Origin of the sequence: Natronosporangium hydrolyticum (assembly GCF_016925615.1) — a bacterium.
GTDB lineage: Bacteria > Actinomycetota > Actinomycetes > Mycobacteriales > Micromonosporaceae > Natronosporangium > Natronosporangium hydrolyticum.
Genome location: NZ_CP070499.1, coordinates 5,456,622 through 5,481,882 on the forward strand (window position 1 = coordinate 5,456,622; position 25,261 = coordinate 5,481,882).

The 25,261-nt window shown below is 71.6% G+C and carries 21 protein-coding genes; 12 read left to right on the plus strand and 9 right to left on the minus strand.

The window, feature by feature from the left end; translation table 11 throughout:
- Positions 1 to 105: 105 nt before the first annotated feature.
- Together JQS43_RS24825 and JQS43_RS24830 are read left to right on the plus strand one after the other, a co-directional pair.
- Complete coding sequence (locus tag JQS43_RS24825) at positions 106 to 3,228, plus strand: glycoside hydrolase family 9 protein (protein WP_239676779.1); 3,123 nt, start codon at positions 106 to 108, stop codon at positions 3,226 to 3,228.
- Positions 3,229 to 3,336: 108 nt separating this feature from the next.
- Positions 3,337 to 3,846: a hypothetical protein gene (locus JQS43_RS24830; RefSeq protein ID WP_239676780.1), complete on the plus strand. Its 510-nt coding sequence runs from the start codon at positions 3,337 to 3,339 to the stop codon at positions 3,844 to 3,846.
- On the opposite strand, the gene JQS43_RS24835 is transcribed toward JQS43_RS24830, so the two are convergent.
- The 3 genes from JQS43_RS24835 to JQS43_RS24845 form a co-directional block, all read right to left on the minus strand.
- Positions 3,832 to 4,461 carry an SH3 domain-containing protein gene (locus JQS43_RS24835; RefSeq protein WP_239676781.1) on the minus strand — a complete coding sequence of 210 codons (630 nt, stop codon included), beginning with the start codon at positions 4,459 to 4,461 and terminating at the stop codon, positions 3,832 to 3,834. The two genes, JQS43_RS24830 and JQS43_RS24835, sit on opposite strands and share 15 nt — an antisense overlap.
- Before the next feature lie 20 nt (positions 4,462 to 4,481).
- Positions 4,482 to 6,311 carry a lamin tail domain-containing protein gene (locus tag JQS43_RS24840; RefSeq protein ID WP_239676782.1) on the minus strand — a complete coding sequence of 610 codons (1,830 nt, stop codon included), beginning with the start codon at positions 6,309 to 6,311 and terminating at the stop codon, positions 4,482 to 4,484.
- Positions 6,312 to 6,467: 156 nt separating this feature from the next.
- Positions 6,468 to 7,286, minus strand: coding sequence for an SAM-dependent methyltransferase (locus JQS43_RS24845; protein WP_239676783.1), 819 nt, complete (start codon positions 7,284 to 7,286; stop codon positions 6,468 to 6,470).
- A 96-nt stretch (positions 7,287 to 7,382) separates the two neighbouring features.
- On the opposite strand from JQS43_RS24845, the gene JQS43_RS24850 reads away from it, so the two are divergent.
- Entirely contained in the window at positions 7,383 to 9,125 is a 1,743-nt protein-coding gene (locus tag JQS43_RS24850; RefSeq protein ID WP_239676784.1) for a putative bifunctional diguanylate cyclase/phosphodiesterase, read from the plus strand.
- A 9-nt stretch (positions 9,126 to 9,134) separates the two neighbouring features.
- Here JQS43_RS24850 and JQS43_RS24855 read toward each other — a convergent pair whose 3' ends face one another.
- The 4 genes from JQS43_RS24855 to JQS43_RS24870 are packed head-to-tail and all read right to left on the minus strand — an operon-like array spanning position 9,135 to position 14,736.
- Positions 9,135 to 9,596 carry a VOC family protein gene (locus JQS43_RS24855; RefSeq protein WP_239676785.1) on the minus strand — a complete coding sequence of 154 codons (462 nt, stop codon included), beginning with the start codon at positions 9,594 to 9,596 and terminating at the stop codon, positions 9,135 to 9,137.
- Positions 9,597 to 9,606: 10 nt separating this feature from the next.
- Positions 9,607 to 10,092 (minus strand): helix-turn-helix domain-containing protein, encoded by a 486-nt coding sequence (locus JQS43_RS24860; RefSeq protein ID WP_338037143.1) that lies wholly within the window; start codon positions 10,090 to 10,092, stop codon positions 9,607 to 9,609.
- A gap of 4 nt (positions 10,093 to 10,096) precedes the next feature.
- Positions 10,097 to 14,251 (minus strand): cation-translocating P-type ATPase, encoded by a 4,155-nt coding sequence (locus JQS43_RS24865; protein WP_239679567.1) that lies wholly within the window; start codon positions 14,249 to 14,251, stop codon positions 10,097 to 10,099.
- Positions 14,248 to 14,736: a ferritin-like domain-containing protein gene (locus JQS43_RS24870; protein WP_239676786.1), complete on the minus strand. Its 489-nt coding sequence runs from the start codon at positions 14,734 to 14,736 to the stop codon at positions 14,248 to 14,250. Before JQS43_RS24870 ends, JQS43_RS24865 begins: the two co-directional genes overlap by 4 nt.
- A 152-nt stretch (positions 14,737 to 14,888) precedes the next feature.
- Between JQS43_RS24870 and JQS43_RS24875 the strand changes: the two genes are divergently transcribed.
- Genes JQS43_RS24875 through JQS43_RS24885 form a run of 3 tightly spaced genes read left to right on the plus strand, consistent with a single transcriptional unit; the run spans position 14,889 to position 17,297 of the window.
- A complete protein-coding gene (locus JQS43_RS24875) occupies positions 14,889 to 15,341 on the plus strand; it encodes a hypothetical protein (protein ID WP_239676787.1) in 453 nt (150 codons plus the stop codon).
- 54 nt (positions 15,342 to 15,395) lie between these two features.
- On the plus strand, positions 15,396 to 16,703 hold the full coding sequence (locus JQS43_RS24880; protein WP_239676788.1) for an NAD(P)/FAD-dependent oxidoreductase: 1,308 nt from the start codon (positions 15,396 to 15,398) through the stop codon (positions 16,701 to 16,703).
- Positions 16,704 to 16,751: 48 nt separating this feature from the next.
- Entirely contained in the window at positions 16,752 to 17,297 is a 546-nt protein-coding gene (locus tag JQS43_RS24885; protein WP_239676789.1) for a GNAT family N-acetyltransferase, read from the plus strand.
- Here JQS43_RS24885 and JQS43_RS24890 read toward each other — a convergent pair.
- A complete protein-coding gene (locus tag JQS43_RS24890) occupies positions 17,270 to 18,769 on the minus strand; it encodes an AAA family ATPase (RefSeq protein ID WP_239676790.1) in 1,500 nt (499 codons plus the stop codon). The genes JQS43_RS24885 and JQS43_RS24890 overlap by 28 nt on opposite strands.
- Positions 18,770 to 18,887: 118 nt before the next feature.
- Between JQS43_RS24890 and JQS43_RS24895 the strand changes: the two genes are divergently transcribed.
- The 5 genes from JQS43_RS24895 (at position 18,888) to JQS43_RS24915 (ending at position 23,078) form a co-directional block, all read left to right on the plus strand.
- Positions 18,888 to 19,712, plus strand: a complete 825-nt coding sequence (locus JQS43_RS24895) for an SDR family NAD(P)-dependent oxidoreductase (RefSeq protein ID WP_239679568.1) — start codon at positions 18,888 to 18,890, stop codon at positions 19,710 to 19,712.
- 2 nt (positions 19,713 to 19,714) lie between these two features.
- Positions 19,715 to 20,248: an orotate phosphoribosyltransferase gene (gene pyrE / locus JQS43_RS24900; protein WP_239676791.1), complete on the plus strand. Its 534-nt coding sequence runs from the start codon at positions 19,715 to 19,717 to the stop codon at positions 20,246 to 20,248.
- A 56-nt stretch (positions 20,249 to 20,304) separates the two neighbouring features.
- Positions 20,305 to 20,670 (plus strand): ArsR/SmtB family transcription factor, encoded by a 366-nt coding sequence (locus JQS43_RS24905; protein ID WP_239676792.1) that lies wholly within the window; start codon positions 20,305 to 20,307, stop codon positions 20,668 to 20,670.
- Positions 20,671 to 20,696: 26 nt separating this feature from the next.
- Positions 20,697 to 21,329 carry a class II aldolase/adducin family protein gene (locus JQS43_RS24910; protein ID WP_275581101.1) on the plus strand — a complete coding sequence of 211 codons (633 nt, stop codon included), beginning with the start codon at positions 20,697 to 20,699 and terminating at the stop codon, positions 21,327 to 21,329.
- A 72-nt stretch (positions 21,330 to 21,401) separates the two neighbouring features.
- Positions 21,402 to 23,078, plus strand: coding sequence for a substrate-binding domain-containing protein (locus tag JQS43_RS24915; RefSeq protein WP_239676794.1), 1,677 nt, complete (start codon positions 21,402 to 21,404; stop codon positions 23,076 to 23,078).
- Here the strand turns inward: JQS43_RS24915 and JQS43_RS24920 are convergent.
- Complete coding sequence (locus JQS43_RS24920; protein WP_239676795.1) at positions 23,071 to 23,964, minus strand: DUF368 domain-containing protein; 894 nt, start codon at positions 23,962 to 23,964, stop codon at positions 23,071 to 23,073. The genes JQS43_RS24915 and JQS43_RS24920 overlap by 8 nt on opposite strands.
- Positions 23,965 to 24,097: 133 nt before the next feature.
- Between JQS43_RS24920 and JQS43_RS24925 the strand changes: the two genes are divergently transcribed.
- Positions 24,098 to 25,237 (plus strand): YncE family protein, encoded by a 1,140-nt coding sequence (locus JQS43_RS24925; RefSeq protein WP_239676796.1) that lies wholly within the window; start codon positions 24,098 to 24,100, stop codon positions 25,235 to 25,237.
- The last annotated feature ends 24 nt before the right edge of the window (positions 25,238 to 25,261 follow it).

Consider the following 25,261-nt stretch of genomic DNA (forward strand, 5'->3'; position numbering starts at 1 on the left):
GCTCTCGTGAAAGAAGTGGGAGCGCTCCCACTTCCACCCCCGTCAGTGGAAGGATGTGCTGTGCGTTCGCAACGCAGAAGCAGCCGGCGCGCGATCGTGGCCACGGTGACCAGTTCCCTCTTGGTCACCAGCCTGTTCGCGGCCCCGCCGGCCCAGGCGCAGGACGAGGATGGACCCCCCAACCTGGTCAGCAACGGCGACTTCTCTCCGCCCGTAGCCGACCAGTGGTGGGGCATCAGTGATGACGACCTTCAGGACGGCCAGCTGTGCATCACCGTCCCGGAGCATGAGCGATTCGGCAACTTCGTCGACCTAGGTCTCGCCGAGGACGAGACCTACCTGTTCGGGTTCACCGCGCACGGTGACCCGGGCACCGGCGGCCTGCAGGCGGCGGTGCAGTCCGACGGCGCTGCCGGCCCGGAGATCTTCGACGTGCAGGAGACCTTCGCGGTAGCCGGCGAGCCGGAGACCTTCGAGTGGTCGTTCACCGCCTCCGGTGACGCCCAACGGGTCCAGTTCGAACTCTCGAACGCCGACGCCACCAGCGAGGTATGCCTCAGCCAGGTGTACGTCACCCCAATCACCGAACTGTTGCAGAACCCGACCTTCGACGGGCTGGCGCCGTGGTGGACGACGCCCAACCTGACCCTGGAGCCGGGCCCGGACGGCGGCGTCTGCGGCACCGTACCGGCCGGCGGTGAGCAGTGGGACGTCATCCTCGGGCAGGGCGCCGTGGCGATCGAGGAGGGGGCGACCTACACGGTCACCGTCACCGCGACCGCCGAGCCGCAGGCCGCGGCCCGGGTGCTGATCCCAGAACCGGGCGTGGACTGGCCGCCGATCTACGCGGCGGACATCACGCTCCGCCCGGACGGCCAGAGCTTCACCGACACCTTCGAGGCCGAACTCAGCGCCGACACCGAGTTCCAGCTCCAGCTCGGCGGTAACGCCAGCGAGTTCGACCTGTGCCTGCACCTGGCATCGCTGACCACCGGTGGTGAGGTCGAGGACTTCGAGCACGAGACCGGGCCGCGGGTCCGGGTCAACCAGGTCGGCTACCTGCCGCAGGGCCCGAAGAACGCCACCCTGGTCACCGACGCCGAGGAGTCGCTGGCGTGGCAGCTGCTCGACGCCGACGGCGCAGAGGTCGCCACCGGGGCGACCGCGCCGGCCGGGTTCGACCCGTCCGCCGGCCTCGACGTCCACACCATCGACTTCAGCGAGGTCAAGGTCAGCGGCACCGGGTTCCAGCTCGCCGCCGACGGGGAGGTGAGCTACCCGTTCGACATCACCGAGACCCTCTACGACGACCTGCGCCGGGACTCGTTGGGGATCTACTACACCCAGCGTTCCGGGATCGAGATCACCCCGATCGAGGCCGACGGCGAACTGCACAAGGAGGACTACGTCCGGCCGGCCGGGCACGTCTCGGAGTACGGCGGCGCGGACACCAACCAGGGTGACCTGGCCGTGCCGTGCCTGCCCAACGAGGGCGCCGTGGATCACCAGGGCAGCTCGCAGCTCGGTGGCTACGCCCACTACGGCCCGGACGGCTGGGACTGCCCGCAGGGGTACACCCTGGACGTGACCGGCGGCTGGTACGACGCCGGCGACCACGGCAAGTATGTAGTCAACTCGGGGATCTCGGTCTACCAGCTGCTCGCCACCTACGAGCGGACCCGGCACGCCGGGGTGGTCGCCGACGGCGCGCTCGGCGACTCGACGTTGATCATCCCGGAGCGGGGCAACGACGTACCGGACATCCTCGACGAGGTCCGGTGGAACCTGGACTGGATGCTCGCGATGCAGGTGCCGGACGGTACCGAGATGGGCATCGGCGGCGAGACCATCGACGCCGGCGGCCTGGCCCACCACAAGCTGCACGACATCGCCTGGACCGGCATGAACATGCTGCCGCACGAGGATCCGATGCCGCGCTACCTGCACCGGCCGTCGACCGCCGCGACGCTCAACCTGGCCGCTGCGGCGGCCCAGGGCGCCCGGCTCTACGACGACTACGACCCGGCGTACGCCGAAGATCTGCTCGCCGCGGCGCGGCGGGCGTGGGACGCGGCGCAGGCCCACCCGGAGATCTACGCGCCGAACACCAACGATCTCGATCCGAACCCGGGCGGTGGCCCGTACGACGACAGCAACCTGGGCGACGAGTTCTACTGGGCGGCGGCGCAGCTCTACCTCACCACTGGCGAGGAGGAGTTCGCCACCGCGGTGCTCGACTCGCCGTACCACGTCGGTGGCGCCAATGAGGACATCTTCGACCCGGCCGGCTTCGGCTGGCAGTGGACCGCACCGGCCGGCCGGCTCGACCTGGCCACGGTGCCGAACAACCTGCCGGGCCGGGCCGACGTGATCGACTCGGTGATCGAGGCCGCCGACGACTACCTCGCCACCCAGGCCGAGCAGCCGTTCGGCCAACCGTACGGGGTGGAGTTCTACGACTGGGGCTCGGCGCATCAGGTCATCAACAACGCGGTGGCGATCGCGACCGCGTACGACCTGACCGGGGACCCGGCGTACCTGGACGGTGGCCTGGAGGCGATCGACTACATCCTGGGTCGCAACGCCATCAACAACTCCTACGTCAAGGGGTACGGCACGCACTACTCGCAGAACATGCACAGCCGCTGGTACCGGTCGGCGGACCGGCTGCCACCGTTCCCGGACGGCAAGCTGGCGGGTGGTCCCAACTCCGGCATCCAGGACCCGGTGGCGCAGGCGAATCTGCAGGGCTGCGCCCCGCAGGCGTGCTACATCGACGACATCGGGTCGTGGTCGACGAACGAGACCACCATCAACTGGAACGCGGCGCTCTCCTGGTACGCGTCGTGGGCGGCGGACATGGCCGACGGGGCGCCGGAGTGGACCCCGCCGACCACCACCTGCCAGGTCAGCTACACCGTCCACGCCGACTGGTCGGGTGGCTTCCTCACCCAGGTGTGGGTGGAGAACCTCGGGCCGGGGTCGGTAGACGGCTGGACGTTGACCTGGGACTTCCCCGGCGACCAGCAGGTCGGGCACGGTTGGGGAGCGGAGTTGCGTCAGTCCGGTTCGACCGTCACCGCAACAAATCCGGAGTGGAAGCCGCTGCTCGCCGCCGAGGGGACGGCCGCCGGCCACACCTTCGGGTTCGTCGGCGATCCGGCCGGGGCGAGTGACCACGCCCCCGAGTCGGTGTGGCTGAACGGCGTTCGCTGCGCGCTCGACTAGCCCCCCACCCCCACCGGTCGATCGTGAGCGTGTTGACAGAAACGCCGAGCGTGTCTGCCAACACGCTCATGATCGGCCGGAACGGGTCGCGTAGGATGATCACTAACGATGACTGTCGACCGGCTTCCGCACGACATCCGGCACCACCTCACCCGGATGTTCGGCTCGACCCCGGAGCCCGACTACCGGCTGCTGCGGGAGGCGTTGGCGAGCGGCCCGTACCAGGAGCTGATCGCGGCGCTGGCGGCCCGGTTCACCGTCGACGAGGACACCGACCCCAACTTCGACCACGGCCGTTGCCTGCTCCTGCAGGACGACCCGCAGCTGTGGGCCCTCGATCTGTCCGCGGTCGGCCCGTTCGCCGCCTTCGGCCGGGTGGAGCTGGGGTGGACCCGGGTGATCGAACCGGGGCAGCCGGATCTGGACGCCGCGGAACAATGGGTGATCGCCCAGCTCGCGGCGCATGACCTCCGGCTCCTCGATCGCGACGTGCTGGAGCTGCCGGTGCCGCTGCGGCTGGCACACGCCGCCGACCCCCGGGTCTACCAGGCCCTCTTCTCCGACACCGATCTGTTGCCCTGGGATGAGGAAGCCCTGGGACGGCTAGGGCTGCTCTGAGCTCACCGGCGGGTGGCGGTGGTCGGTCTGCTCGGGCAGCGGCCACGGCGCACACTCCTGGTTGGGGCCGAGCGGCTGCGGGCCGGGCCGGAGCGGATGCGGGCCCGGCTGCTCCGAAAGCACCGCCCGGGGCACCCAGCCGGTCTGCCCGTCGGCCACGCCGCGGACCCGGACCAGGTCGGGCCGGGCCGGCTCGCCGGCGTCGAGCAGCCGCACCTTGCTGGAGGGGGCGAACTCCGCCGCTCCGGCCGGCACCGGGCAGGACGGGGCGGTCGGGTCGACCAGGTGCAGCTCGCCCCGGGAGAAGTAGTCCCCCACCCAGCCCCGCACCGGTTCGCCCTCGGCGAGGACCACCTCCAGCCAGCCGCCGGCCTGGTCGTGCACCCAGGCGAGGCTGCCCGCCGGCACCGAGGTCACGACCGGGCCGCCGGGTTCGGCGTGCACCGGCACCGTCTCGTACGCCGGCAGCAGGTGCTGGTCCAGGCCGCTGAGGTAGACCAGGGCGGCCGGTGGGGGCGGCGCCGGTTCCCCACCGATGCGCGGGCCGACCAGGCCGGCGATGATCACCACCGCCCCGCTGGCTAGTGCCCAGAGCCGCCGTCGCCCCGGTCGCATCGCCTTCGCTCCGGCCCGGGTCAGCTGGCCTGGCCCAGCGAGCTGGTGGGCTGCGACGCGGCGGGGCCGAGGAAGTCGGCGGCGTTGTCGTCGGTGTCGACCGACCCGGCACCGTCCCGGTGGAAGGAGACGTCCGCGTCGCCGGTGGGGAAGGTGAGCCCGGCCCCCTCCCGACACTCCGAGCTGGCCGGCGCCGCCGACCCCACCCCGTCGACGTACCCGCCGCTGGCGGTGACGAGCCGTACCCCGCCCTCGTCGGCGATGGCGGCGCTGAAGGTCAGGTCGGCGGTGGCGGCACCGGTGTAGTGGGTGTCCCGGGCGATCAGGTAGTAGCCGCCGGGGGGCAGCACGGTCCCGGCCGGGATGGTGGCCCGGTTGGTCGCGGCGCCGGAGGTGGCGGCGCACCCTTGGAGCCGCCACCCGGAGATGTCGGCGCTGCCGGTGCCGGTGTTGCGCAGCTCCACGAACTCGTCGTTGGCGCCGCCGGGTCCGCGCAACCGCAACTCGGAGATGAGCACCTCACCGGTGGGGGTGGGTCCGCCGTCGACCGGTGGCAGGCCGGCGGGGTAGCTGTTGGACCCGGCGTCGTAGTGGATGGTGTAGCCGGTGCCGCCGCCGGTGGTGTGCAGGGCGATGTCGCCTTCGGTGTTGAGCACCCCGGTGTAGTCGATCGGGTCGCCGCTGCGGTCGTCGATGGCGCACGGGTTGTTGGTGAGGTAGATGTCGGCGCCGACCCCGAGCCCGTTGACGACGGTGCGGAGTTCGTCGAGCACCCGGTTCGCGGGGTGGCCGTACGAGTTGTTGCCGCAGGAGATCACCGCGCTCTCGGGGGCGAGCACCTCGGTGTAGTACGAGGAGGTGGAGTGCCCGGAGCCGTGATGGTTGACCCGCATGGTGTCGACGTCGCCGAACTCCTCGGCGACCGATGCTTCGACGTCGTTGTAGGAGTACCCGAAGCCGCTGATCGAATACTCCCCGTCGAGGTCGCCGGCGGTGGCGTACCGGTACTGCCCGTACTGGACCTTCAGCGCGATGGAGTAGTCGTTCTCACTGGGCGGGTAGGCGGCGGTGGTGTGGTCGCCCGGCACCGGGGTGACCCCGTCGGCCTGCATGACCCCTTTCGCGTTGGCCTGCAGCACCTCGGCGGTGACCCCGGGGCCGAGATCGAACGACGGCCACGGGTCGTCGTTGGTCAGCCGGAGCACCCGGCCTTCGATGTGGAGCCGGTCGCGCTGGCCATCCGGCCCGTAGAGCCAGCAGATCAGCCGCCGGGTGGTCTGCGAGGTGGTGCCGGCGTTGTGCCACACCACCTCGTCGGAGGGCTCCGCCGAGGTTCCGACCTCACATGTGCCGTCACCGTTGGTGTCCACCCAGTCGCCGGCATCCCGGTCGATCACCGTGCCGACGGTGAACGCCTGATGGTCCGGGTGTAGCAGCTGCCAGAAGCCGTTGCCGATGTTGCCGTCGTCGTGCGGGTTGCCGGCGTAGCCGACGTGGTCGAGGTGGTGGTGGGAGGCCATCACATAGTCCAGATGCACCGGACCGCTGGCGATGCCACAGATCGCTCGGATCTCTTCGGCGACCCGCATCGCCATCGTGGTGTGGTAAGCGTTCCAGGAACGCTCCCCGAGGTCGATCAGCATGGTCCGGCCGGTGGGGCCGACGATCAGCTGGGAGTCGCCCTGCTCCACGTCGAAGAAGTAGATGTTCAGCTCACCGGCTTGCCAGCTGCCGTTGGTCGAGCAGGCGGGTGCGGCAGCGACCGCGGCCTGCGCGGGGCTGGCGAGGTGGACCGCTCCACCGCCGACGAGCAGGGTGGCGGTGACGGCGGTGACGAGGGTGCGGCGCATCCGGGGGTCTCCCTACATCCGACGACCTGACCCCCCGTTGTCAGCAGCGTACGGGAGACCACCCGGGTGACGGTAGAGTCAGCAGTGGTCTAGGTGGTGAACGTCGCGGAGACCTTCGGTGCCGTCGAGCGACCAGCTCGTTACCGATGGTCTACCTTACGGCTGCCGGGCGACGCCGCCATACCCCAGCGGGCGCGCCAGGTCCTGCGCCTCGTCCGGTGTGTCCGGTCGCCAGTCCGGCAGGAACGTCACTCCGGGCTCGACCAGCTCCATCCCCGCGAACCAGGAGCTGATCTCGGCATGGTCGCGGATCACCAGCTGCTCGTTGGCTTCGCGGTAGGCGGCGACCGTGGCCGCCAACTGCGCCTGCAGCTCCGGCGAGGCGTGCTCGCCGGTGATGTGCGAGATCGCCAGGTAACTGCCGGGCGCCAACCGTTCCCGGTACGCGCGCACCAGCTCGGCCGGCTGGTCCTCTGGTCCGATGAAGAGCAGGACGCCGACGATCAGCAGCCCGAGCGGGCGGGAGAAGTCGAGCAGCTCCCGGGTCTCCGGATGGTTGAGGATGAACTCCGGATCGCGGATGTCGGCCTGGATGATCGTCGCGTTCGGGTTGTCGGCCAGCATGGCGCTGGCGTGTTGATAGGCGACCGGCTCATAGTCCACATAGACGACCCGGGCGTCCGGGACCCGCTGCTGGGCGACCTCGTGCACGTTGCCCACAGTGGGGATGCCGGAGCCCAGGTCGAGGAACTGGGTGATCCCCTGGTCGAGACAGAACCGGACCACCCGCCCCAGAAACGAACGGTTCAACCGGGTCACATTGGGAGTCCACGGGGAGTGCTCGCGAACCTGGTTGGCGAAGTCCCGATCGATCTTGAAATTGTGTGAGCCGCCGAGCAGGTAGTCGTACGCCCGGGCGGCGCTGGGCACCTCGAGGTCGAGCTCTTTCGGGCCGTAGTCTTCGTGCGCGCTCATCACGACCTCCGGTTAGCAGACGACTACCCGTTCATCCGCGATCGTATGGCACCAAGACGATGTGGGTAGGTCGCTCCGCCGCGTAGACTCGACGAGGTGACATGGGCCGACGAGACAGTTGGCGCGGGGGCGAATGGGTTCGTAGCGGCCTGGTCGGCGTCGTTGTATGGAGCCGTCTATGCCCCGCTCAGCCCGGATGAGCGGTTTGGGCTGTTGAGTGGGCTGACCTCCCGGTTGTCGGAGGCGGCCGGTCGGCAACCATTCCCCGCGGAGCTGGTGCGACGGGTGGGCGCCGACCTGGTGGCCGCCGGGTTCAACTCGTCGGAGGTGCTGGGCCGCACGATCACCCTGTTGACGACCCGGTTCGCCGCGGATCTCGGCGTGACCGATCCGCACCGGGCCACCGAGGTGGCGGCCGCGCTCGCCGACGGCTTCGCCTCGGCGATGCGGGACCGGGCGCTGGACGAGCAGGAGGAGGTCCGGGCGGCGGCGATGCGCGCGCAGCACCGCGCCGAGCAGGCGCTCCGGGCGAGCGAGGCGAAGTTCCACCACTTCGCCACGCATGACACGGTCACCGGCCTCCCCAACCGCACCATGTTCACCGAACAGCTGCGGGAACGGATCATCTCTGCCCGGCCGGAGACCCGGGCGGTGGTGTGCTGCGTGGGCCTGGACCGGTTCGCCGCGGTCAACGACAGCCTCGGTTTCCGGGTCGGCGACCGGCTGCTGGTGGCGGTCGCCGACCGGCTGCGCGCGCTCGCCGCCACCGCCGGCTGGGTGATCGCCCGGTTCGAGGGCGACCAGTTCGCGTTGCTCGCCGAGGCCAGCAGGGGCAGCGACGACGCTACCAAGACCGCCGACCGGATCCAGTCGGCGATGGCGGCGCCGTTCCACATCGAGGACGCCGAGTTGCCGATGACCGCGAGCATCGGCGTGGTCGAGGGTCCGATCGCGACTGCCGTCGCGGCCGAGTTGACCCGCGCCGCGCAGATGGCCCTGCACTGGGCCAAGGCCGACGGCCGGGGCCGCTGGCGGCTCTACTCCCAGGCCCGCGCCTATGAGGACACCGAACGTTACCGGCTCTCCGCCGAGATCCCCCGAGGGCTCCGGCGGGGCGAGTTCGACCTCGACTACCAGCCGCTGGTCGCGCTCGACACCGGCCACCTCGTCGGGGTGGAGGCGTTGGCCCGGTGGCATCACCCTAACCGGGGTCGGCTCGCCGCCAACCAGTTCATCGGTCTGGCTGAGCACACTGGGCTTGTCGTCCCACTCGGGAGCCAGCTCCTGATCCAGGCGTGCCGGGAGGCGAGCACCTGGCCCGCCGGCACCGGCCGGCCACCTTATGTGAGCGTGAACGCCTCCGCGGTGGAGCTGCAGCAGTCCAGCTTCGTCGGCCATGTGGCGCAGGTGCTCGACCGGTCCGGGTTGGCGCCGGAGCGGCTGCAGATCGAGATCACCGAGCACGCGATCATCGACGCGAGGGACGCTCCGGGGACGTTGGCGGCGTTGGTGGGCCTCGGGGTCCGGATCGCCGTCGACGACTTCGGCACCGGCTACTCCAACCTGGCGCGGCTGCGGGATCTGCCGTTGCACACCCTCAAACTCGACGCGACCTTTGTGCAGAACCCCCAGGTACGCGACGACGCGGGCGCCGATCCCGAGGAGTTCATGGCGGCCGTGGTCTCGTTCGGGCACACCTTGGGGCTCCGGGTCATCGCCGAGGGCATCGAGACCACCGAGCACGCCGAGCGGATGCGCGCCGCCGGGTGCGACGCCGGGCAGGGGTGGCTCTTCGGCCGGCCCGGGCCGGCCGAAGAGGTGCTGCCCGACCCGCCCTGAGCCGGTGCCTCAGCCGTTCTCTTCTTCCCACCGCTTCATGACCTCGGCGGTGATCTCGCCTTCGACGGCCGGCGGCTCGCCGATCCGGATGTGGTTGCCGAACGGGTCGCGAATGGCGCAGTCGGTGCCGTAGGGCTGTTCGGTGGGCTGCTGGCTGAACTCCACCCCTTTGGCGCTCAGCTCCTCGTAGGTCTTGCGGCAGTCGTCGGTGCTGAGGATGAACCCGAGCCCGAGCGCTCCCTTGGTCAACAGATCCCGCACCTGGCCGGCGGCTTCCTCGCTCACCGCTGGCGGGGCGGCCTTCTCGATCAGGATCTCCCGCGCATCGCCGGGCACCCCGATCGTCAACCACCGCATGAAGCCGAGGTCGACGTCGCTGCGGACTTCCAGGCCGAGCTTGCCGACGTAGAACTCGATCGCCTCGTCCTGGTCCAGTACAAAGATCGCTGAGTGGGTCACAGAATTGAACATGCCGGCCACGCTACGGCTTGAGCGCGCTCGCTGGCTTATCCGAAACTGACCGCTGGCGGTCCGGGATCCGCAGGCCGGTGGCGGGCCGGTTCCAGGACATGGCGAAGCAGCTCGGGACCGGCTGCGGCACCCGGCCGCGCCGGTAGGCGCTCGGCGACTCGCCGACGATCGCGTGAAAGGTCCGGCTGAACGTGCCGAGGCTGTTGAAGCCGACCGCCAGGCTGACCTCGGTGACGCTGCGGTCGGAGGTGCGCAGCAGGGCCATGGCCCGCTCGACCCGGCGGCGCTGGAGATAGCGGTGCGGGGTCTCGCCGAAGGTCGCCTGGAAGCTGCGGATGAAGTACCCCTCGGACACGTGCGCCAGCCGGGCCAGCGCGGGGATGTCGAGCGGTTCGGCGTAGTCACGGTCCATCGCGTCGCGCGCCCGCAGCAGCCAGCGGTTGCTGCGCTCGGTAGCCTGCCCCCGGCCGCGCGGGCTGGCTTCGTCGCTGGTCACCGCCTTACGATACCGCGCTCCTGGCCCCTTTGGCGTGGACCGCCAGCGTGGTGCCGGCGGCGGCGGTCAGCGCGATCCCCCAGCCGATCGGCCCCACCGGCCGGCAGGCCAGCAGCTGGCTGAGCAGCGGTACCTGGACCGCGCCGATCAGCACTGCGAGCGACCCGACGCACGCCGCCACCACCACCGGGTCCCGCCACCCCACCAGCAGGGTCTGGCCCAGCTGGGCGCAGACCAGCGCGATCAGCGCCACCGTGGCGGCGCGGGTTTCGGTGCCGGTGAGCCGGGCGGCCAGCCACGCCATCGCGGCGGCGCTGGCGGTCGCGGTGGCGCGGGTACGGATGTCCCGGGTCAGCTGCTCCCCGAGCGAGCTGGTCGGGCCTTCGGCCAGCAACGTCTCGGGGGTGACCCCGGGTGGTTGCCGGGCCGCCAGCGCCATCGCGGGCGCGACATCGGTGAGCATGTTGACCAGCAGCAGTTGCCGGGGGCGCAGTGACGCCGCCCCGACCATGCCGGCTCCGACCGTGAACCCGATCTCGCCCAGGTTCCCGCCGAGCAGCACCGAGACCGCTTCCCGTACCGAGGACCAGAGAATCCGTCCCTCCACAATCGCGTCCACAATGGTCTCGATCTGGTCGTCGGTGACCACGACGTCGGCGGCTTGCCGGGCCGCGGCGGTGGCCCGGGTGCCGAGCGCCATCCCGACATCGGCTGACCGGATCGCCGGTGCGTCGTTGGCGCCATCCCCGGTTACCGCGACCACCTCGCCAGCTGCCCGCAGCAGCCGCACCACCCGGACCTTGTGGCCCGGGTCCACCCGGGCGAAGACGGTGACCTCCGGCAGCCGCGAGCGCAGCTCTTCGTCGCCACACTCGTCCAGCTCCGCACCGGTCATCACCCGGCCGCCGTTGAGCAGGCCGAGCTCCGCCGCGACCGCCTCGGCGGTGCTGGGGTGGTCGCCGGTGACCATCACTACCCGTACCCCGGCCTGCGTCAGCGTGGCTACCGCTGCGGCGGCGGCTGGCCGGGCCCGGTCGGCGAGCGCCACGAACCCGACGAACGCCAGCTCACCCAGGTCGGTGTCGGCCTCCATCGGGGTGTGCGCCGGGGTGTCGCCCTCGGCTACCGCGAGCACCCGGTGCCCGCGGCGGGCCAGGTCGGTCGCGGCCTCGGTGAGCCGGCGCCGGTCGGCCGCGCGCATCGTCCGGAGTTCCCCGCCGGTACGCCGGGTGGTGCACATCTCCAGCACCACTTCGGGGGCGCCCTTCACGCTCAACAGATGCTCATCGCCGACCGACCCCAGCACCGCGTGGAAACCGCGGGCGGGCTCGAACGGCAGCTCGTCCACCCGAGTCCACTCTGGCCGGTCATAGTCCTCGGTTACGCCGGCCTCCTGCCCGCCGGTGACCACCGCCTGGTCGGTGGGGTGCGGCAGCCGCCGGCCGCTGCTCGCCGGCGGTGGCGTGGCCCGCAACGCCGCCGCCAGCACCGAGCGCAGTCGGGGCGACAGCGCCGCGGCCCGGGCCTGCTCGCCGTCGTCGGCCACCATCCGCAGCCGCAGCGCCCCCTCGGTGAGCGTGCCGGTCTTGTCGAAGCAGAGGGTCTGCAACCGACCCAGCGACTCCAGGGCGGTCGGGTTGCGGACCAGCACTCCGCGCCGGGAGAGCCGGTTGGCCGCCGAGAGCTGCGCCACCGTCGCCACCGACGGCAGCCCTTCCGGCACCGCGGCGACGGTGAGCGACACCGCCGCGGTGATCGAGTCGCTCAGCGGTCGGCCGCGCAGCAGGTTCGCCGCCAACAGCGCCGCCCCGCCGGCGAACGAGAGCTTCAGGCTGGCGTTGGTCAGCTCCGCCAGCCGGGCCTGTACGCCGCCGGCCGGCGGCGGGTCGGCGAGGGCCTCGGCCTGATGGCTCTGGGTCGCCTCCCCGGTCGCCACCACAGCGGCGCGCGCCCGGCCAGCGGCGATCGCGGTGCCCTCGTACACCATGGAGTGGCGTTCGGCCGGCTCCCGGGCGACGCTCGGCTCGGCCGACTTCGCCACCGGCAGCGACTCGCCGGTCAGGCTCGCTTCGTCCAGCTCCAGCCCGTCAGCGGCGAGCAACCGGGCGTCGGCCGGCACCGCATCCCCCGCCCGCAGCTCGATCACGTCACCCCGGACCAACTCCTGGGCGGGCGCGCTGATCTGGTGGTTGTCCCGCCACAGCCGCAGCGGCACCGCGGTCTGGCCGGCGAGCCGGCGGACCGCCCGCCCCGCACCCCACCGCTGCGCGCCACCCACGAGCGCGTTCACGCCCAGCACCGCCCCGATCAGCACTGAGTCTAGAGTGGAGCCGCTGGCGGCGGCGAGGCCGGCGCCGGCGGTCAGGGCGGGGGTCAGCGGGTTGTCCAGCTCGTGGGCGGTGGCCCGGACCATGCCGTCGGGCGGGATGTCGTCACCGGCGGCGTGGTGCCGCCGGTCCGCCTCCCCGGTGGACAGCCCCCGCAGCGAAGAACCGAGCCGCCGCAGCACCTCCGGCACCGGGACCGCGTGCCACGGGATCCGATCGATCGGGTTCGCCGGGCGCCCGCGTACCACCGGGTCGGCGTACCAGGCTCCGGTGATGATCCCCGCCAGCGCCGCCAGGTTGGTGGCGACCAGTGCGTTCCGGCCGGCCTGTGCCTGCCCACCCAGCCCGCTCAGGCCGACCAGCGCCCCGGTTGCCGCGCCGTAGCTGGCGGTGAGTACCCCCGCCTGAGCGGCCCGGCGGGCGCTCGGCACCGCCGCGAGCAGTCGGGGCACCTCGGCCAGGCCCGGGCCGCACGCCAGATGGCCACCGGGTGGTTCGGTCAGCGTCGCCGTCCCGACCACCGCGACCCCGCAGTCGGCGGCGGTGAGCGCTGCCCGCTGCCGCTGCCCGGCACCGGTTCCGGTGCCGGCGTCCGCCACCAGGATCACCCCGTGTCCGGCCGCTTGCAGCTCCCGTACCTGCTCGGCGAGTCGATTGCCGGCGGGCACCGCCCCCGCGACGTCGAGCCGCCGGTCGAGCCGACTACCCACTCCGGCGATCCATACTGGACCGACTCGTTGGGCGGCGGCGACGACCGCATCGGCGTACGGGTCGAGCTCCGGGGCGGCGGTGACCGCGGCGACCGCCCGACCGTCGTGGTGCAGGGTAAACAGGGCACCGCCCGGAGTCAGCCGCCGGGCCAGCTCCCGGTACGGGGCGGGACCGCTGCGGGCGGCCGGGGTGAGTTCCCACCCCTCGGGGGCGGGCGCGTCCGGGGTGAGCAGGGTCAGCGCCATCCCGTAGAGGTCGACCGACTCGCCGTCGGCGTCGGTCACCTCGGCCAGCGGCACCACCTCCTCGACCGCCAGCCGGCCCGTGGTGAGCAGGCTGGCCTCGATCACCACGGTGTCGACCCGGTCGAGCCGCCGGAACGCCTGGGGATCGACGATGATCAGGTCGTGGTTGGCCGCGGCGCGGGCGACCCGGGCCGCCCAGGACTCCTTCGTCAACCGGGCCGCCTTGGCTGACGCACCGGCCAACGCCGCCATCCGCAACGCCGGCCGGCCGGTGACCACCCCGCCGGCCAGCCCCGCGAGCCCGGCCGAGGCCGCCTGGGCGGCGTACCGCTCGACCGGCCCGGCCGGCAACGGCACCGGCCGGCCCGCCGCCGCCGGATCCTCGGCGAGGGTGCCACCGATCGTGAAGAGCCCCGGCGCCCGCCGCGCCCACACCCGCTCCCGTGCCTGCGCCTCCAGGACCTTCTGGCCACTATGGATGGCGGTGACCAGCAGGCCCGCTGGCTGCCCGGCGAGCACGCCGAGGACCGACTCACCGGTGGCGACCAGCCGTTCCGCACGCCCGGCCCCGAGCCGGGCCCGGAGCACCTCCCGCAGCTGCGGCACGTTCGCCGCCACGCTGGTCAGCGCCGGCACCGCCGCCGGCAGCCGGGCCGCCCGGGTCACCGACCCGACCGTCGCCAGCCCGGCACCGAGCACATAGGTGCCGAGGGTGATCAGCTCGCCGCGGGCGGAGCCGGCCACCGGCGAACCCGACGCCGCCGGCTCACTGGTGGCGGCTCGTTCCCACTCCCCGAGCAGCTCGCTGAGCCGCTCCACCGGCAGAATCCGGCCGGCGCTCCCCGCCAGCCGGCGCAGGGCGGCCACCCCGTTCACTCGTGCCAACCCGCGAGCAGCCGCTCCAACTCGTCCTCATCGTCGATCTCGTCGGCCAGCGCGTCCCGGGCGATCTGCGCGGTGACCGGGTCGACCTCCCGGGCGACGTCGTACAGGTTGCGGTAGAAGCGGATCGCCGCCCGCTCCCCCGCCAGGCTGTCGCGGACCATCCCCCGGACATCGGCCGGATCCTTGGGCGGCGGCTGATACGCGACGTACGAGCGTTCCCCCGCCTCGGCCGGGGCGAGCATTGGATCGCCCCCGAGCTGAGTCACCCGGTCCATCAGCAGCGCGACGTGCCCCCATTCGTGTTGGGAGGTCCGCTCGAACAGCTCGGCCACCGGACGGCTGTAGATACCGGCCGCATACCTCGACAACAGCAGGTACCGGTACGCGTCGTTCACCTCCGCCGCGATGCCCTGGTTCAGCAGATCGATGATTTTGTCGGCCTCGGGACCGATGATCTCCCGGCCTACCGTGCCCATGCGCTGACCTCCCGGATTCGGCGAGCTGCTGCCCACGTCGTGGATCTGGATACCCGCCGGCCAGCACCACCAATCGCGTTTACGGTGCATTGAATCGGGAAACCCGGCAACTGGGGAGGAACGACCAGCAGAACCGAGCACGGAGGTGGAGCGTGACGCACCACCCGTACCTGCCGGTGATCCGGGCCGGCGCCCGGGGCGCGATCGCGGCCATGGCGATGACCGGGCTACGCCGGTTGACCACCACGCTGGGCTGGGTGGAACGGACCCCGCCGGAGCGGGTGCTCCGCCAGCAGGCCCCCCGGCTCCTCGGCACGCTCCCACCCGGGCGCCGGCCCGCGCTGGTGGAGAGCGCCCACATCGCGTACGGCGTCGCTGGCGGAGTGATGTTCGGGGCGCTCCCGGACCGGTTCCGGCGCCGCCACCGGCACTGGCTGGGTCCGGCGTACGGCGCCCTGTTCTGGGGCGCCTACCAGCTCGTGATCTCGCCGCTACTGGGGCTGCCCCGAGCCGAGCACCGCCGCGCCGAACAGCTGGCGCTGCTCACCGACCACGTGCTGTACGGGGTGGTGGTAGCCGCCGCTCCCTGGCCCTACCGGGACTGAACCCCGCTGGGTGGACCTTCGCCGCAACCACCCACCCGCCCGTATTTTCTGTGGTTGGCTGGCAAGCGACGCGACGCGCAGGCGGGGGAGGTTGCGGTGGTGGCGGATACGACGCAGGTGGTCATCGTCGGCGGCGGCTTTGCCGGGGTGGCCTGTGCCCGACGACTCGCCGGCACCCCGGGGATCGCGGTGACGCTGGTCGACCAGCGAGCCGAGCAGGAGTTCACGCCGCTGCTCTACCAGGTCGCGACGGCGGAGCTACCGGCCACGGATGTCCGGTTCGACCTCCGGCAGCGGCTCGGCGCCGACGCCGGCAGCCAGCTCCAGGTTCGGACCGCGACCGTGGTCGCCCTGACCGCTGCGCCGGACGCCGCGCCCGGCTACACCGTGACCCTCGACGACGGCGAACTGCTGCCCGGCGACGTCGTCGTGCTCGCCGCCGGCTCCCGGCCGGCCTACGTCGATGTGGCCGGCGCCGACCGCTTCGCGTACCCGCTCTACTCCATCGACGGCGCGGTGCAGATCCGCGACCGGCTCCGGCAGCGGCTCGGGCCGAACCGGCGCGGCCGCGGCTTCCAACTGGCGGTGGTCGGTGGTGGCGCCACCGGCGTAGAGGCCGCCGGCGCGCTCGCCGACGCGCTCGGGAACGGCACCGGACCGCTCGGCTCGACGACGACGCTGACCCTGCTCGAGCAGGGGCAGATCCTCCTGCCCGGCTTCCACGACCAGTCACAGCAGGCCGCCGCCGCCCACCTACGAGAACGGGGAGTCGAGATCCGCTGCGGCGCGACCGTGACCGAGGTCGCCCCCGACCACCTGATCCTGAGCACCGGTGAGGTGATCCCCAGCGACCTCACCGGATGGGCGGGCGGGGTCACCGCCGCCCCGCTGGTCGCGGCCGCTGGGCTGCCGACCGGCCCCGGCGGACGGGTGACCGTGACGCCGGAGCTGACCGTGCCCGGCTACCCCGGCCTGTACGCGGTCGGCGACGCGGCGAACATCCCAACGCCGGGCGCGGCCGGCGGGTGGCTACCGCAGCTGGCCAGCGTCGCCGCCCAGTCTGGACAGTGGGCGGCCCGCGCGATCGCCGCCGCCCGGCGCGGGGAGCCCGGGCAGCCGTTTCGCTACCAGGACCGCGGGGTCCTGGCGCTACTCGACCGCCAGACGCTGATCGCCGAACTCGGGGAGCGCTACCACGAGGTGCATGGCCGGCTGGCGTTCGCCAGCTGGCTGGCGGTCCACGCCGAACTGGTGCCGGACGCGGAGACACAGCTGGCCGGGTGGCGACACTGGGCGGCCGAGTTCTATCTGCATCCGGCCCGGCAGCCCGCGACGGCCCCGGCCGAGCCGGTGCCGAGTTGACCGGTTATTCAGCTGCGAAAGCCGGCGGGCACCCGGTATACATCGGAGATGCCACACTTGTCTGCCCCCACCACCGACGCCCGAGCTTCCTTCCTCACCGCGATGGCGGAGTTCATCGCGGAGGGCCGGGGCGAGCCGGGCGACGACAGCCTGGTCGGTGCGGAGCTGCGCCGGTTCCGCGCCGACTGGGCCACCGCGGCGGGGTTCGCCGGTTACGTCGCGGGGCTGCGCGCGGAGGCTGACCCGGACATCCCGCGGCCACCCGGCCGGGTGCCCGCCACCACGCTGTGGTGGTTGGCCGGCGAGGTCTACCTGGGCCGGCTGGCGATCCGGCACCAGCTCACCGAGCAGCTGCGGGAGGTCGGCGGCCACATCGGTTACGACGTCCGCCCGAGCGCCCGCCGGCGCGGCCACGCGACCGCCATGCTCGCCGCCGCGCTCCCGGTCGCCGCCTCGCTCGGCATCGACCCGGTGCTGATCACCTGCGACCACGACAACCTCGCTTCCCGCACAGTGATCGAGCGCAACGGCGGGGTGCTCGAGGACCAGCGCGGCAACAAGCTGCGCTACTGGCTGTCGACCAACTCCGGATAGAGGTCCGCCGCACTGACCAACTGCACCCTCGGATCAGCGGCGGCGGCCTCCCATAGTTTGTCGTCGAAGCCGGCCGCGCTGTAGCAGGTCATGATCGTGTGGGAGGTGTCCAGCCCGGGCTTCGCGAGTAGCTCGACCGCCCGGCGCAAGCGGTCAAGGTGCGTCGTGGTCATGACCTTTCCCCACTTCGCTTCCCCGATCGAGAGCAACCGTCGCGGTCGACCCGGTTCGGTGGGCGCGAAGACGGCCACATCCACCTGAATCTGACTCCGGCCACCCGCATCGGCGACCACCCCGGTACCTACCTCTCCCGGCAACCCGCCAAACCGGCCGGGTTCGGCGAGCAGCGCCCAACGACGGCACAGACTCTCAAAGTGCGGCCCGAGGAGCTGGGCCGTAAACCGAACCCGAGCGTCCTGCCACACCGCCGCGGCGCGGCCCGCTTCGAGCTGTCCCCACCGCGGGCGGCAAACCACCTCGTAGAAGGCGATCACCGGTTCTGCGATCCGGTAGGTGCTCCGACCTGGTCGGAACACATCGACCTCCCGGACAAGCAGGCCGGTGTCCTCCCAGACATTCAGGTAGTGACTAAGGTCGTTGGCTTTGCGGCCGACGTAGGAGGCGATACCACCTCTAGTGTTGTTGCCCGCCGCGACCGCCGCGAGGACTGAGTGGTACAGATTCGGCTCCCGCTGACTCACCATCTCCTCCGCGAGCAGATAGCGCCCCTCGAGGAACAACGGGGTCCCTGGGTTCAGCACCGTCCGCAACACCCAATCATCGAAGTCGCCGGGGCCGAGCGGAACATCATCGTTGACGAAGGAGCGGTACGCCGGGGTGCCGCCCACCACCGCGTGGGTGAGCACGGCGAGGCGGGGGTCGGTGATCCCCCAGTAACGGGCAGCCGACTGGTATTCGAAAGGCCGGACCACGAACTCCAGGTTCGCCCGCCCTCGCAGCGGCGCGGAGCCAGCGAGCAACCGCCCCATCACCGACAGCGCCGAGCCGCACAGCAGCACCGACGGCCCTTCGTTGCGGGAGACCGCGCGGTCCACCTCCCGCTGCAGGATCGATGGCAACGCCGGCACGGCGTCGGTCAGGTAGGAGAACTCGTCCAACACCACCACTGTGCCGCGTAGCTCCGGAGCGGAGTAGAGGTGGGTGATCGCCTCGTCCCAGTCGGCGAACCGGTGCGGCGTGACGGGTGCGAGGTGACGGTCGAGCGCCGCGGCGAACAGCGCTAACGACTCCGTGGCGGTCGCCTGGGTAGCCCCGAAGTAGAGGCCGCCGGCCTGACTGGTCAACGCATCGAGAAGGTACGTCTTACCTTGCCGCCGACGGCCAGTGACGACGCCGAGCTGTGGCCGGGTTTTCGCCCGATCGGCGAACCGGGTGAGGAGATCCCATTCGGCTTCTCGGTCGTAGATTCGTGACGGTTTTGCCAGCATCCGACCCCCGAAAGCAAGGAACACGTTTCTTAGAATCGTACTCCTTCATCGCGGTTGCCGGTCGCGGGCAGTGTGGCGCGCCGCCGGCCGGGCCGGCGCCCCTAAGGTGCCGGGTATGCCTTCGCCTTCCCCGCCGTCCGGGATGAAGCCGGATCCCGCCCCGGAGCCTGCCCCGGACCCTGCCGCCGCCTTGCCGACCGCGGTGGTGACCGGTGCCACCGCCGGCATCGGCGCCGCCTTCGCCCGGTTGCTGGCGGCCGAGTCGTACCGGTTGGTGCTGGTGGCCCGGGACGCCGACCGGCTGCGGGCGGTCGCGGCGGAGCTGGCGCCCGCGCCGGTGACCGTGCTGCCGGCCGATCTGGCGACCGAGGCGGGCGTCGCCGCGGTCGCCGAGCGACTCGCCGCGGACCCGCCCGAGCTACTGATCAACAATGCTGGGATCAGCCTGAATCGATCCTTTCTCGACTCCGACCCGGCCGCCGAGGAGCGGCTGTTGCGACTCAACGTGCACGCGGTGATGCGGCTGACCCTGGCCGTGGTGCCCGGGATGGCCGCCCGCGGTCACGGGGGCGTCGTCAACGTCTCCTCGGTCGCCGGGTTCACGGTGCCCCGCGCCGGCTCCACCTACTCGGCCGGCAAGGCCTGGGTGACGAACTTCAGTCAGTCCATCGGGTACGCGGTTCGTCCGCACGGCGTACGAGTGATGGCGTTGTGTCCCGGACTGGTCCGGACTGAGTTCCATCAACGCGCCGGGATCGACCTGTCCCGTACGTCGGATCGATGGTGGTTGACGCCTGATCACGTCGCGGCGGATGGACTCCGGTCACTGCGACGTGGGAGAATAGTGCGGGTGGTCGACTGGCGATATCGGATCCTCGTGGCGCTGCTGCGGGTCGCCCCGGGCGCATTGGTTCGCGCCATTTCGCGCGGTGGCGCGGCGTCTCGGCAACCACCCCGTACGCTGTAGGTATGGCTGATCGGGATGACCTGTGCAAGTTCATCACTGACCTGGCGGTGGTCCATGGTCCGGTGGTGCTCTCTTCGGGGCAGGAGGCGGACTGGTACGTCGACCTCCGGCGGGTGACGCTGCACCACGCCGCCGCACCATTGGTGGGGCGGGTGATGCGGGAGTTGACCGCTGATCTGGAGTACGACGCAGTCGGTGGCCTGACCTTGGGGGCGGATCCGATAGCGACCGCGATGCTGCACGCGGCCGCGGCGCGGGGGGAGGTGCTTGATGCCTTTGTGGTCCGGAAGTCTGAGAAGACACACGCGCTGCAGCGGCGCATCGAGGGCCCGGACGTCGCGGGCCGTCGGGTATTGGCGGTCGAAGATACCTCCACTACCGGCAGTAGCGTGCTCACTGCGGTGGCTGCGCTACGCGAAGCCGGAGCGGAGGTGGTGGGTGTGGCCGTTATCGTGGATCGCGGTGCTCGCGACGAGGTCGTATCCACTGGTCTGGCGTACCGGTCGGCCTACACGTTGACCGATCTCGGCCTTTAGGCCGAAAGAATTTATAGATATGACCAGGTAGGCAGATCGATTCTGCTGCTGGAAGGATGAAGTACGTGGGTACTGCACTGGTAGAAACCAATCTCGTCGCCTCGCCGCTCGCTGGCGAGCCGATCCAACGGACTGATGCCGAGAAGCTGGCGGGGGTGTTGAAGGCACTAGCGGACCCGGCCCGGCTGCGGCTGTTGAGCCTGATCCAGTCCTCGCCGGACGGTGAGGCGTGCGTGTGTGATCTGACCGAGCCGGTGGGCCTGTCCCAGCCGACGGTCAGCCACCACCTTCGGATCCTGACCGAGGCGGGGCTGCTCGAGCGCGAAAAGCGGGGGGTGTGGGCGTATTACCGCCTGGTGCCGACCGCGATCGGTGAGGTCGCTCAGCTGCTCACGCCGCCGAAGCGGCGCCGGAAGCGCTGAACCGCAACGACCGCACCGCCGCCGACCTGTGCGACCAGCTCGCACAGGTCGGCGCGGACGCGGTACGCGCCGGCCTGGTGGTCGGTTCGGGCGGCAACCTCTCGGTGCGCGCCCCCGGCGGCGCCGAGTGCTGGGTGACCGCTCGGGGCACCTGGCTGGACCGGTTGACGCTGCGCGACTTCGTCCCGGTCCGGATCGCCGACGGCGCGCCGCTCGACCCGGCGGCGCCGGTCGCCTCCACGGAGGTGGCGCTGCACCTTCACACCTATCGGGCCCGCCCCGATGTCACCGTCGTGGTGCATCTGCATCCGCAGAGCGTCCTGTTGCTCGACGCGCTCGGTGAGCGGATCCGACTGGTCACCACCGACCATGCCTTCTATGTCGGCCGGATCGCCCGGGTGGGCGCCTATCCACCGGGCTCCACCCTGCTCGCCGAGCGGGCGGCGGCGGCCGCGACCGAGGCGGAGTGCGTCATCCTCGCCCATCACGGCTGTTCCGTCCTGGCCGACTCCGTCGAGCTGGCGCACAAGCGGGTACGCAACCTGGAAGAGGCGGCCCAGCTGACCTACCGGGCGGTGTTACTCGGCCGTGGGGACATTCCTGAGTGCCCCCCGGATGTTCTGCCCGCGCAGGGGCAGACCGCCACCCAGGCAATATGAGATAGTTTCCGGTTACGGATCTAGCTCAGCCCCTGGACCGCGCAGTCCACTGGGGTAGGGGGAGGCAAGCCTGTGCCGGGACGACACCGCACCGCCAGTACGCTGCGCCGGCCGACGATCCGCACCCCCGCCGTCATCGCGCTGGTCGCGCTCGTCGCCACCGGTCTGGTGCTGGTGGTCCAGAACCTCGCCGACGCCGAGGGCTGCAGCGGCAACACCGGGGTCCGGCTCACCGTGGCCGCCGACCCGGCGATCGCCCCCGCCGTCCGGGAGGCCGCTGACGCGTGGATCGCCCAGGACGCCCCCGAACTCAACGGCGGCTGCGTCGCGGTCGACGTGACCGCCGCCGGCACCGCCGATGTCGCAACCGCACTGGCCGCCTCGGCCGGCGGCTTCCTCGACGCGGCGGAGCCGGCCGAGGCCGGGGAGCTGCCGGATGTCTGGGTGCCCGACTCCAGCTACTGGGTCTCGCAGTTGCGGTCGGTCAGCCGCGGACTCTTCGCCGGGGAGCCGGCCCCGCTGGCCACGAGCCCAGTGATGCTGGCGGCATCCCCGGCCGCGGCAGACCTCTTCGACGGCGGGCCGGTCGACCCGGAGCAGTTACGGGAGCCGGTGCTCGGCGCGCTCGACGCCGGCTCCCCACCCCCGATGCGGCTGACCGAACCGCGCCGCGACACCGCCGGGGTGGTCGGCGCCGGCTGGCTCCAGCAAGCGCTGGTCACCACCGACGAGGAGTTGCCGAACCTGGTCGGTGCGTTCCGCGCGCTGGACCAGCCACCCGCGGATGCGCCCGGCATGCTTGTCGAGTTCGACGCGGTGGCTACGGCCACCGGCGGTCCGGACGATGACGAGACCGGATCGGGCCTCGACGGGGTGGTGCTCGCGGCCGTCAGCGAGCAGGCGATCGAGACTCACAACCAGACCGCCGGCGCCAGCCGGGTGGCCGCGCTGCCGGTGACGGATGCGCCGGTGCTGGACTTCCCCTTCGCCGGGCTGGCCCGCGCCGTGCCCGGCGCACAGACCGCCGCCGGGATGCTCCACGACGCGCTCACCGACCGGGCGGCGGTCTTCGGCGACCACGGTTTCCGGCCGGTAAGCGACGAGCCGGTGGTCGGCCCACCAGAGCAGGTCGCCGGCACGGTGCGGATCTGGACCTCGGCCACCCGGGACGCCCGGGTGCTGTCAGTGATCAACGTAAACGCGTCGATGGCGGAGCCGATCGGCCCGGTGGAGGTGCCGCTGCGCCGGATCGACGCCTTCCAAGCCGCCGCCGAACAGGGCCTCGGGTTGTTCACCCCCGAAAGTGAGCTGGGGCACTGGGAGTACACCGACGATTGGCGGGAAGGAGCGCCGATCGCCACCCTGACCGAGGAGCACCAGGCGGAGATCCTCGCCTCGATCGGGTCGGTGACCCTCGCCGAAAGCAACGATTCCGCGTTCTTCGAGGTGCTGCTCGACGGGTACCGGGAGTTGAAGGAGGGTTACGACCCGGCCCGCTCCAACACGTTGATCGTGTGGACGGACACCGGCGACAACGTCGCGGACGACTCGGGCCTGACGGAGACCCTGGAGGAGCTGGAGCGGTTGGCCGATGTCACCCGACCGATCCGGGTAATCCTGCTCGGGCTGGGCCCGGATGTGGACATGACCCAACTGACGGCGGTCGCCGACGCCACCGGCGGCGGCGCCTTTCAACTGGAGAATCCGGACGAGATCGGGCTGGTCTTCCTGCGGGCGCTGCTCACCTGACCGGGGCGGCCGGTGCGTCCTGGTCTCGGGCCCGCCGCTCCAGCAGCATGATGCCGACCACCACCGCCGCCCCGATCAGGCACAGCACCACCGCCAGGCCGACCAGCTCACCCGGTGCCTGGAGCTGGTTCTGCTCGGTCTGCCACGGCCACAACGCCCGCAGCGCGCCCAGAATCAGCCCGGTCATCACCGCCAGCGTGGCCCGGTGCCAGTTGCTCAGCAGCCACTGCAACGCCTTGACGAACAGCGACAGTCCGCAGACCGCGCCGAGGAAGAAGGTGGCGATGTACGCGAGGTCGAGGTGGCGTACCGCCTCTCGGGTGGGGCCGTAGAGCCCGAAGGCGAGCAGCAGGAAGGCGCCGGAGACGCCCGGCAGCACCAGCGCGCAGATCGCGATCGCGGCGACCAGGAAGACCAGCGGCAGCGCGGGCGAGACCGAGAGCTGCAGCTGCCCGGTGAGCACGAACGCCGCCAGCGCGGCGACCGCGGCGAACCCCACCTCACGCCAGCCCCACCGGTCGACCATGGTCGCCGGCACCGCCAGCGCGGCCGCCACCATCCCGAGCAGCAGCGCCCGCATCGGCACCGGGTGCGCCTCGATCAGCGGCGCGAGCAGCAGCAGGGCGATCACGAGGGTCGGTAGCATCCCACCCAGCAGCGGCAGGATCACGTCCCACCGGACCGACCGGAACTCGGCGCGGGCCCGGTCCCGGTCGGTGAAGACCGCCCGCACCCCGCTGACCAGGTGTCCGGCCGAGTCGATGAGGGTCTCATACACCCCGGTCACCAGGGCCACCGTGCCGCCGCTGACGCCGGGGACCGCCTCGGCCGCCCCGATCAGGCCGCCTCGGGCGACGTTCGCGGCACGGGCGCGGGTGACTGACATGCGCGACACCTTATCCGAGCCCGACGGGGGTCCTGGCACGTACCGGCCGGCACCCGCTGGTCGCGGCCCACCGCCCCGGCACGCCCTGAGATAAATGCACGGTATGCCGGATTTGCACATATAGCATGCTGTGATGCGTACCCAGCTAAAGCGACTCGCCGCCGCCGGCAGCGCCGGGGCGCTACTCGCCGCCGCCGGCTGCGGCGGCAACGACCCGGTCGACCTGCGCGCCTACGAACTGCTCCCCGGCATGCCGGAGTACCTCACCAGCGACAATGTGTACGGTGGCGCCGGGCCGGAGATGTTCGCCGAACACGTCCGCGACCACCCGGCGGTGGTCTACGCGGCCAGCTACCGCGACGACGAGGTCTACATCATCGATCAGGCGACCGGCGAAGTCGTCGACATCGTCCCCGGCGGACCCGGGCCCCGGTACATAGTGCCCGGCTACGACCTGAGCACCCTGTACGTCGCCGCCAGCGACCCGACCGACAGCGGGCTGGTCGTGATCGATCCGGCGAACAACTCACCAGCCGACTTCGTCGACCTCCCGGAGATCAGCAACCTCTACTTCGCACCCGACGGCACGTACGCCATCGCGGTCGCCGAAACAGCCGGCGGCCTCGACTTCTACCACCCGAACAGCTGGCAGCACGCGGGCTCACTGGACCTGCCCGGCTGCCATGGCGCCAGCCACCTGGACTACTCCGCCGACGGCCGCACGATGCTGGTCAGCTGCGCCGGCGCCGGCAAAGTCGTCGCGCTGGCCACCGACAGCCTCGACCAGCTCGCCGAGTTCGACTTCACCGAACAGGACGCCAGCTCCCCGCAGGACGTCCGGCTCACCCCGGACGGGCAGTACTTCCTGGTCGCCGACGCGGGCGCCGGCGGGGTGCAGCTACTGGCGGGCGACGCAAGCACGGTAAGCGGGTTCGTCGCCACCGGCGAAGGCGCGCACGCGATCTACTTCAGCCGCGACGCCCAACACGCGTACGTGGTCAACCGCGACGAGGCGAACGTCACCGTGCTGGACCTCGGGTCGTTCTCGGCGGTCGCCGAATGGCCGGTGCCGACCAGCACGCTCGACCTCGGCGGCGTAAACGCCGACGGGACCCTGCTGTGGCTCGCCGGCGGCGACGACGAGGTCTACGCCATCGACACCGACAGCGGCGAACTCCGGACCCGGACCACCGTGGGCCCCGGCACCTACAGCGTCACCGTCTGGCCGCAGCCGGGGCGCTACTCGCTCGGACACACCGGCAGCCTGCGGTGACCTCGCCCACCCCGGCCACCGCGC